This is a genomic window from Microvirga sp. HS2 (assembly GCF_055792805.1).
The window spans coordinates 35,739-44,305 of the sequence record NZ_JBVVAJ010000038.1 but is presented as its reverse complement, the minus strand read 5'-3'; the positions used below and the strand labels follow the sequence as shown (position 1 = coordinate 44,305).

Annotated in this window: 5 protein-coding genes and 1 pseudogene; 4 read left to right on the top strand and 2 right to left on the bottom strand. The window is 62.2% G+C overall.

Annotated features, from left to right (window positions below; genetic code table 11):
• Positions 1 to 321 precede the first annotated feature (321 nt).
• On the bottom strand, positions 322 to 705 hold the full coding sequence (locus tag ACS5Q0_RS23115) for a hypothetical protein (RefSeq protein ID WP_473129000.1): 384 nt from the start codon (positions 703 to 705) through the stop codon (positions 322 to 324).
• Positions 706 to 940: 235 nt separating this feature from the next.
• Here ACS5Q0_RS23115 and ACS5Q0_RS23110 point away from each other — a divergent pair, with 235 nt between their 5' ends.
• Positions 941 to 1,612 carry a transglutaminase-like cysteine peptidase gene (locus ACS5Q0_RS23110; RefSeq protein WP_473128999.1) on the top strand — a complete coding sequence of 224 codons (672 nt, stop codon included), beginning with the start codon at positions 941 to 943 and terminating at the stop codon, positions 1,610 to 1,612.
• Between the two features lie 143 nt (positions 1,613 to 1,755).
• Positions 1,756 to 2,074 (top strand): annotated as a pseudogene (locus ACS5Q0_RS23105) (ZIP family metal transporter); the annotation flags it as partial.
• A gap of 117 nt (positions 2,075 to 2,191) precedes the next feature.
• Here the strand turns inward: ACS5Q0_RS23105 and ACS5Q0_RS23100 are convergent.
• Entirely contained in the window at positions 2,192 to 3,262 is a 1,071-nt protein-coding gene (locus tag ACS5Q0_RS23100; RefSeq protein ID WP_473128998.1) for a L,D-transpeptidase family protein, read from the bottom strand.
• Positions 3,263 to 5,073: 1,811 nt separating this feature from the next.
• Between ACS5Q0_RS23100 and ACS5Q0_RS23095 the strand changes: the two genes are divergently transcribed.
• Positions 5,074 to 7,185, top strand: a complete 2,112-nt coding sequence (locus ACS5Q0_RS23095; protein WP_473128997.1) for an alkyl/aryl-sulfatase — start codon at positions 5,074 to 5,076, stop codon at positions 7,183 to 7,185.
• A gap of 480 nt (positions 7,186 to 7,665) precedes the next feature.
• Positions 7,666 to 8,499, top strand: coding sequence for a transporter (locus tag ACS5Q0_RS23090; protein WP_473128996.1), 834 nt, complete (start codon positions 7,666 to 7,668; stop codon positions 8,497 to 8,499).
• Positions 8,500 to 8,567: the final 68 nt, after the last annotated feature.

Sequence of the window (8,567 nt, the reverse complement as noted above, 5' to 3'; positions counted from 1 at the left end):
CAGTGCGCTCGCGGCGGGTGAGATCGACAAGATAGCGCTTGAGCATGGGAGAGCCCTCCCTCAGATCCGCTCAGTTTACACCCCCTCGAACCATCCCGCAGCTCCCCTGTGGCAAAGGACTAGGAGGCATCATCGAACGGGTGATGGGATGCCGTGGCGACCGTTCGGGCATTGCGCCAAGGAGTGCGGACGTGAGAACAGGCGCGAGGCAGTGGCCTTGTCCCGGATGATCCCCAAAAGGCGGCGGCCATGAAGGAAATGAATCGTCGGCGCGCAGCGGCACCCGCACGGTTTGAGGCACAGGCACTTGCGGCGGTACCCTCAGGCTTGTGGAGGCCGGGAGGGAGGAGCCTGGGGCAGAGTGTCCGGAGTGTCATCGTCCCCGGGCACCGGAGCCTGCACGGGCCGGGACCAGCGCACCAGCGGACTGGTGATCATGGCACCCTCGACGATCTTCGCATGGCACATGGCCGCAAGCGGACAGGCCTTCGGACTCTCGGGCATGGATGGATGCGCGGGGATGCAGCACGGCTCCCCTGTCATGATCATACCCTGACCGGCCGACATCCCGCCTTTCGAGGCGTCGCCGCTCGCGATTGGCGCGAACATGCCGTCGGCCGCCGCGGGAACGGTGAACGGAGCAAGCACAAGCCCGAGGATCACGAGGATCGAGAGCATGCGTGTGATAGCGCGCAATGACTGCATGGCGGGAACCTGTCACATCACCGCCGAATAGGGAAGTTCGGCAGGATCACGAGAGCGTGCCCTCCGAAGGCATAGGATATCGTATCCGGATGCGACATGACGCGCCTTACCGACCAAAGATCGGAACGAAAGAGAGTGCGACCTGTTAACCTTTGTTTAACTCCTGCCTTGAATTCGCCATCCCTGCCGTGCCAGACAAGATGAACAAATCCTTAACGGCACATCGGTGGGGGCAATGCGGCAACCTCTCTTCGAGCTTCTGAACGTTCGGTCTTTTTCCAGGAACGCGCTCCGGTTCGCCGCTGCTACCCTCGCCCTGAGCATCGCTGCCACGATAGCTCAGGCACAGACCAGGACCGGAAGCATCCTGCCGGGCGCCTCCCAGCCGGTTTCTCCGGTGGGTGCTGCCAAGCCGATCATGGGCTGGGTTCGCTTTTGCGAGCAAAATCCAGCGGAGTGCGCCGTCGACCCGTCCGAGCCTGCAACCATTCAATTAGGCGCCAAGGAGTGGCAGACGCTCGTGCGGATCAATCAGCAGGTCAATACCGCCATCAAGGCGAGGACCGATGCCGATCACTGGGGCGTCGAGGACCGCTGGGACTTTGCCGAGGACGGCTACGGTGATTGCGAGGATTATCAGCTCGTCAAACGCAGGAAGCTGGTTGAGGCAGGCTTTCCCCGCCGCGCCCTGCGCATGACCGTGGTCATCGACGAGGAAGGTGCCGGACACGCGGTCATGATGGTTCGTACCAACCGTGGCGATTTCATCCTCGACAACAAGCGCAACGCCATCCTGCCTTGGCACAGGACCGGGTACACCTACGTGAAGCGTGAGGGGGACACCGGCTCGAACTGGGCCTCGCTCGGCGGCGCCTTCGCCTCGCCGACGGCCACCGCCGGTCGCTGAGCAGTCCTATAGCTCTCGCGGGCTAGGCGCCAGGGAACGGAGTCGACCACCGCCGGGTTTCCGGCGGATATGGCCTTGCAAGCGATCCCCTACACCCTGATCCCGGTCGCGTCCGCCATCATCGGAGCGGCAGTCGCCGCCTACTACCCATCGAGGTGCTGTTCTTAGGGCTGACCTTGGCGACAGAGCTGGCGGAAAAGGCCCCTCGCCGAGCCGTGTCGTCGGCCCCACCGCCGGACCTGTCCTCCTGCTGCCGGTCGGCGTCCTGATCGCGACTCCGGTCGCGTCGCTGCCGGAGGTCTACTGACCGGGTTCCTGTCCTTCGGACTGATCGCACTTCTCTCCCTTGTCACGGAAGAATTGCTCGTCGAGGCGCACGAGGTCCCGGACCGGCCATGGGTCACGGCGATGTTCTTCGCCGGTTTCCTACTCCTCCTCCTGCTGGAGGAGGCTGTCGGCTAGGGTGCAACCGTTTTACCCAGCGACCAGTCCGCTCCGCTATCCGGCTTTCAAGCGACTTCATCCTTCGGACCGCGTTCGACGATGGTCGAAAGCACCGACCGAACTCACTTCGGGGCTCTAACCGCCGAACATGCCTTTGAGCCGCCCGAGCACCGAGAGATCCTCGTCTGCCGCCGGTTGGGCCATCGGCTTGGCCAATGGAGCCACAGGCTTTTGCGAGGTATAGGCCATCGTGGATTGCGATCCCTGCCGCAGCTTGCCACTCCGGTCGAGCATGATTTCCTGCGGCCCCGCAGCAAGAGCTTCGGGCCGGCTCACATCGCCGAGACGGTTGCCAGCGCCGGCATTCCCGGACAGAGCTTGGCGGAAGCTCTCGTGTTGTCCGCCATCATTGTAGACCAGCCTGACCGGTTGAACGCCCCCAGTCACGAGAGCTGCGATGTCCCGTTCGTCCTTCTGTCGCTTCTGCGCGACCGACGCCATGACGGAGGGATCTCCTCCGAAGGCATATCGCCCGTTGGCCACGCCGACCGGGGGCTCCTGCTTCGCAACCTCGAAATAGTCCGACCCTTCCTTGAGGTTCCGCCAGAAGGCGATGTTCGGATCGAGCCGGTGCTTGGCGAGGTTCTCGGCCGTCATGCGGAACGGGTAGGATTGGAACTGGAAGCTCCGCTGACCGCCCGCGAAAGCCTCCCGGGCAATCGCGTAAACCTCTGCGATGGCGTCGTCCGTCATAGCGAAGCAGCCGCTCGACGAACAGGAGCCATGCACCATCAGATGCGCACCCGTCCGGCCGAGGGACCGGTCATAGGCATTCGGATAGCCGGTATCGAACGACAGGTAATAAGCGGAGCTCGGGTTCATCTGGGCTGGCGTGATCGCATAGAACCCTTCGGGGGCCTGACGATCACCCTCACGAACCTTCGGCCCGAGCTGGCCCGACCAGCGGCACATCGGATAGGTCTTCAGCAGTGCGTACTTGCCATCCCGGCCGCGCTTCCAGACCTCGATTTCCGACTCTTTCTTGAACGACCGCATCAGAATCGGATCGGTCTGCGCCATGCCCTTGCTGGCCATCAATGCCATGGCGGAAGGCGGGATCGGCGCCAAATGGCGTGTGGACTTGTTCTCGCCCTGACAGGCGGCAAGTGCGAGCACAAGGCCCGCGGCCAATATGAAGCGCTTCATGACGACTATTCCCGCATTCGGTCCGCCCGGCATGGATGCCGGGCGGTTCCCCATTTTCTTGACTTGACCGCTGGCTTTAGGTCCGCCGTGCCACGTATGGTCAATCCGAGGCATAGCTTGCCGCTAAGTCCGGCAGGATTGAGGCAATCGCTCCTATTCAACCATGATCAACAGGATGCCTGGATTGCCCGATCCATCGGGGCACCGACGCGCGATAGCTCTCGTAGGCTACACCATGCTGTTGACGGGAGGACAACACGGCAATGGCGAAGATGGGCCAGTCGTTTCAGCAGTTGGAGCCCAGGACCCGTCTAGAAAGCAAATCGAGGAGGCCTTGCCGAGGCCGCCGGACTCGCCTTACGTCAACCGCGTTTTCCCCATGCTGCCGTACTTCGGCTACACGCATCTGTACATGGCGGATAACCCGTCCCATCCTATGCGCTCGTAAAGGCAAACCCGGGCCGGAGCGGGAAGGAAACGCCTGCCCGCAATCGTCCGGGTCGGGAACCTTTCAACTCCGGCCTGGAGAGCTCATCGGGGCCGATGCCAGTTGTTTACTTACGGGAAGCAAGAATGAACCACACGACAACGATCCCGACGGCTTCCTTAAGGTGACGGGCAATCCTCCCGCATTGAGGCATTCAAGCAGGGCAACTGAGTGCAGCGCCGGGTCTAACGGTTAGGACTTCTCGTGAGTGGCTTGCACACGCCACCGATCCTTTGCTCCCCCCGCTTGCAAGGCCTGCTCGAGGGGGTCGTCTGTGCCGAAGCCGTTCGGGTCGTGCTACGGCTCGTGTTGCTGCGGGGAGCGCTGTAATAGCCTTCGCTTCGGGGGGCGGTTCTCGTGAGCGGCTTGCAGACGCCGCCGACCATTTGCTCTCCGCGCTTGCAGGCCCTGTTCGAGGGAGTTGCCTGTGCCCAGGCTGATCCACCGAGTGCAACCAGCAAAGCGGCCGCTGACATCAATCCCACCACTGCTTTCATCAGATCCTCCTCTTGGACCTTGTAAGGACGTGACCAGAGTGCACACCGTCAAGTCGATCGGGCGCCGGTGCCAGCACGCGTAAGGAATGCGACCGCCTCACCACTCCCGACCACGCCGCGTCTCTGGACATTGCATGGACGGACCCGCCATTCCCAAGGAAGCGGCTGTCGCACTGCTCCGCGCAGGGACTTGGGCCGGGACTTGGGTGGTGCGCATGACGCGTTCTCAAGTCGACGCCAATCAAATCATACCGACCAGGGAAACTCTTGATCAAACGCGACAACCGCTGAACATTTTCGGACGATATCGTCGGAACCCGCTCAAAAATCTTGCCGGGCATTGTCGCATTGAGTTTCGGACATGTCCTTCCATGAACGCATACTGACGAAGCAGGATTCCACTGGATGTGGTCTCGATGTCGTCGGCACGCACGTGCCAACCTGACACACGATCTGCCGCGACTTTGTCGAGAAAAGTCAAATCGCTGTCCGGAGGGGTCAAGCAACCCCTCACCGGATGTGGTTTCATTCACCTTCCTTGCTGGAAACATCTGTTCTTGCATAGGACGAACCCATCTCGAACACGGCCAATGTCGGTACACCCATTCTGGGGTGTGCAGTTCAGAGACTTGAGCCGCTGCGTGTCAGGCGGGGCTGGATCGTCGTGCTCGGTGAGGTCTTCGATGACGCGTCGGTCCCGAGATGCGGCAGCGAATGGCCGGCCGTTGGGCAAATCCGGTTTCAGGGCAAGCAAGGCACCGCAGAATGCCGTGAACGATGACGGATCATGTCGCGGCTCAGTGAGGAACCTCAGGGAGGACGTATCCATGACGACCCGTCGAGACATCATCACGGCCCTGCCGGCTGCGGGCGCCGCCTTCGCGGTCGCGGGCCGCCTAACCCTGAACGACAGCCCCGCACAGGCGCAGCCAGCGTCGGCGTCGGTGCCTGCCGCCGGACATTTCCATCCCAAGGGCAAGGCACCGTCGAAATTCACGCTGGAGGTGCTCAAGCAGGCGCGGGACAAGCTGCCGTTCGGCGACACGCGCGACTTTGAGGAGCAGAAGCGGGGTTTCATCGCGCCCATGAAGGACATGAAGATCATGGCCGATGCCGGCCATGTGGCCTGGGACATGGAGCGCTTCCGCTTCCTAGACGAGAAGGAGGATTTCGACAGCGTCCATCCATCGCTGCTGCGCATTTCCAAGTTGAACAACAACTACGGACTCTACGAGGTCATCCCGGGCATCTACCAGGTCCGCGGCCTCGACCTGTCCGATATCTCCTTCGTCAGGGGCAAGACAGGCTGGATCGTCTTCGATCCTCTGGTGAGCGCGGAACCGGTCCGCGCGGCGTGGAAGCTGTTCCAGGAGCATGTTGGTGAAGGCCTCCCTGTCTCGGCTGTGATTTATTCCCACACGCACGGCGATCATTGGGGCGGTGTGCGCGGCATCCTCAACGAGGCGGACGTGAGGTCCGGAAAGGTTCCCATTATCGCTCCCGCCGACTTCATGGATTTCACGGTGTCCGAGAACGTCTATGCCGGCAACGCCATGAACCGGCGCCTGTTCTACCAGTACGGCCTCCTGCTTCCGGCTAGTCCGTACGGGTATGTCGGCCAAGGTCTCGGCCAGGCCGTTTCGTCCGGGGCTACGGGTCTATTCGCGCCCACCCGCCACGTCGAGAACGACATCGAGGAATTCGATGTCGATGGTGTCAGGATGGTCTTCCAGAATACGCCGAACACCGAAGCGCCACGGGAGATGAACACGTACATCCCCGATATGAAGGCCCTCTGGATGGCGGAGAACGTCATCGCGTCGCTGCACAACATCTACACGATGCGCGGCGCTCAGGTGCGCGACCCGCTGCGCTGGTCGAAGTACATCGGCGAGGCGCTGTACCGCTTCGGCGTGGATGCGGACGTCATGTTCGCTTCTCACCATTGGCCTCGCTGGGGCAATGACAGGATTCAGGAGGTTCTTCGCGCCCAACGCGATCTCTACGCCCACATGAACAACCAGGTTCTTCATCTCGCCAACCAAGGCGTCACGATCAACGAGATCCACAATGTCTACCAAGTCCCGAAGAGCCTGCAGGCCAAGTGGTATTGCCGGGGCTATCACGGCTCGCCCGAGCACAACAGCCGTGGCGTCGTGCAGCGCTACCTCGGCTTCTGGGACGGCAACCCGGCAACATTGATCCCGCTCTCGCCGGAGGATTCCGCGCCGCTCTATGTCGAGATGATGGGCGGCAGCGAGAGGATCATCGACCGGGGCCGGCAATTGCACGAGGAAGGCAAGTACTTGCTGGCCCAGGAGATCGTCAACAAGCTGGTGCAGGCCGAACCGCAGAACCAGACCGCCAGGGACCTGCTGGCGGACATCTTCGAGCAGCTCGGATATCAGCAGGAGAATCCGGGTCTCAGGAACTGTTATCTCGCGGCTGCATATGAGCTGCGAACGGGCATTCCGGAGGGGGCGACCGCCAGTTCAAGCAGCCCCGACGTGGTGCGAGCCATGTCGACCGAACTGTTCCTCAACTTCTTAGGCATCCGCATGGACAGCCGCAAGGCCGAGGGCATGCAGTTCACGCTCAACCTGATCACGCCGGACAACGGCGAGCAATTCGCGGTCGAGCTGGAGAATGCAACGCTCACGAACATCATGGGCTTCGTTGCCCAAAAACCGGACCTGACGCTCACGATCAATCGCTCCGATCTGGAGCAGACCATGACAGGGGCGAAGACCCTCGAGGCGCAGATCGCCGATGGAACCGCGAAGATCGAGGGTGATCCCGGCATTTTGAAGCAGCTTGCATCGACCTTCGTCGAGTTCGACCCACGCTTCGAGATTATGCCCGGCACCAAGTCGACGGCTGCGACGATGACGGTAGCCGAGGACTACCAAGCCGACCCAGGTCATACGATCGCCGAGTAGGCAGCCTCGTCTGTCGAAAGGAGCATCCCATGAAACATGCAATGGCGTTGGCTCCTATCCGTGGATTGATCGCGTCCATCTTCGTTGCCGCGCATTCCGGCACACACACCGGCGTTGCGTGGCGTGGTCCCGCGGCGGCGTCTGCCGCGCCTGGCGGACTTGGCGCCATCGGTGCTGAGGCACCGCCCGGTTTCCCGGGGTTAAAACCGGCGCAACCAGATGAACCGGCTTGATCCAGCCGAGCGGAACATGCTCCGCTCGCGTGATGCCGGTCGGTTTTGAACTGGCACCCCACTCAGGATGGGCACTCCGGAAGTGGGGCCCGTCCCATTGGCATTGACGGCAAGCTCTCCATCGGATCAGCATCCGGTCTGTAATGCCTCTCGCCGGCATCGCGGCCGACCCGTGTTCGGATATGACATGCGCCGGCACGGGCGTATCCCGGACCAGGCATCGTGGATGACTTTGAAGGAGGTTCACGTGGAACGCTCTCGTGCCATCCTGCTCGGCGCTGCCGTGTCACTGGCGCCATTGCCGGACGCGGCCTTGGCCCAGGATGCAGGCCCGGTGCAAAGTCAGGACGCCGGTCTTGCCCAGCAGCTCAGCAATCCTGTGGCGGATCTGATCAGTGTTCCCTTCCAGTTCAACGTCGACGGCAGGATCGGTCCCGGCGACGATGGCCGACGCGCGGCTCTGAACATCCAGCCGGTCGTTCCCATCACTCTCAATCCCGAGTGGAACCTCATCTCCCGAACAATCCTTCCGGTCATCTCGCAATGGGACATCGCGCCGGGCACGGGCCATCAATTCGGGCTGGGCGACACGCTCCAGAGCTTGTTCCTGTCCCCTCGCGCTCCCGGACCAGGCGGCATCATCTGGGGTGTCGGACCGGCCGTCCTTCTGCCCACCGCGACGGACGACCTGCTCGGAAACGGGCGCTGGGGCATGGGGCCGACGGTAGTCGTGCTCAGGCAGTCGGGGCCGTGGACCATTGGCGCCCTGGCCAACCACGTCTGGTCCGTCGGCGGCGGCACCCGCAGTGGGACCAATAACGTCGGCAGCACGTTCGTGGAGCCGTTCATCGCCTACACCACCGCCGACGCCTGGACCTTCACCCTCCAAAGTGAATCCTCGTACGATTGGGCAAACGATAAGCTGACGGTCCCGATCAATGCGATCGTCTCCAAGCTGGTCAAGATTGGGGACCAGCGCGTCAGCCTTTTCGTTGGCGCACGCTACTACGCCTTCTCGCCGGAGGCAGGGCCGAAAGGCCTCGGGCTGCGGGCCGGCATGACTCTCCTGTTCCCAAAATGAAGGGATCGCTCCTATGCGTCATTGCTTGCACCACCTGCATCGCAACCCTCTTGCATCGTTCTGCCTCC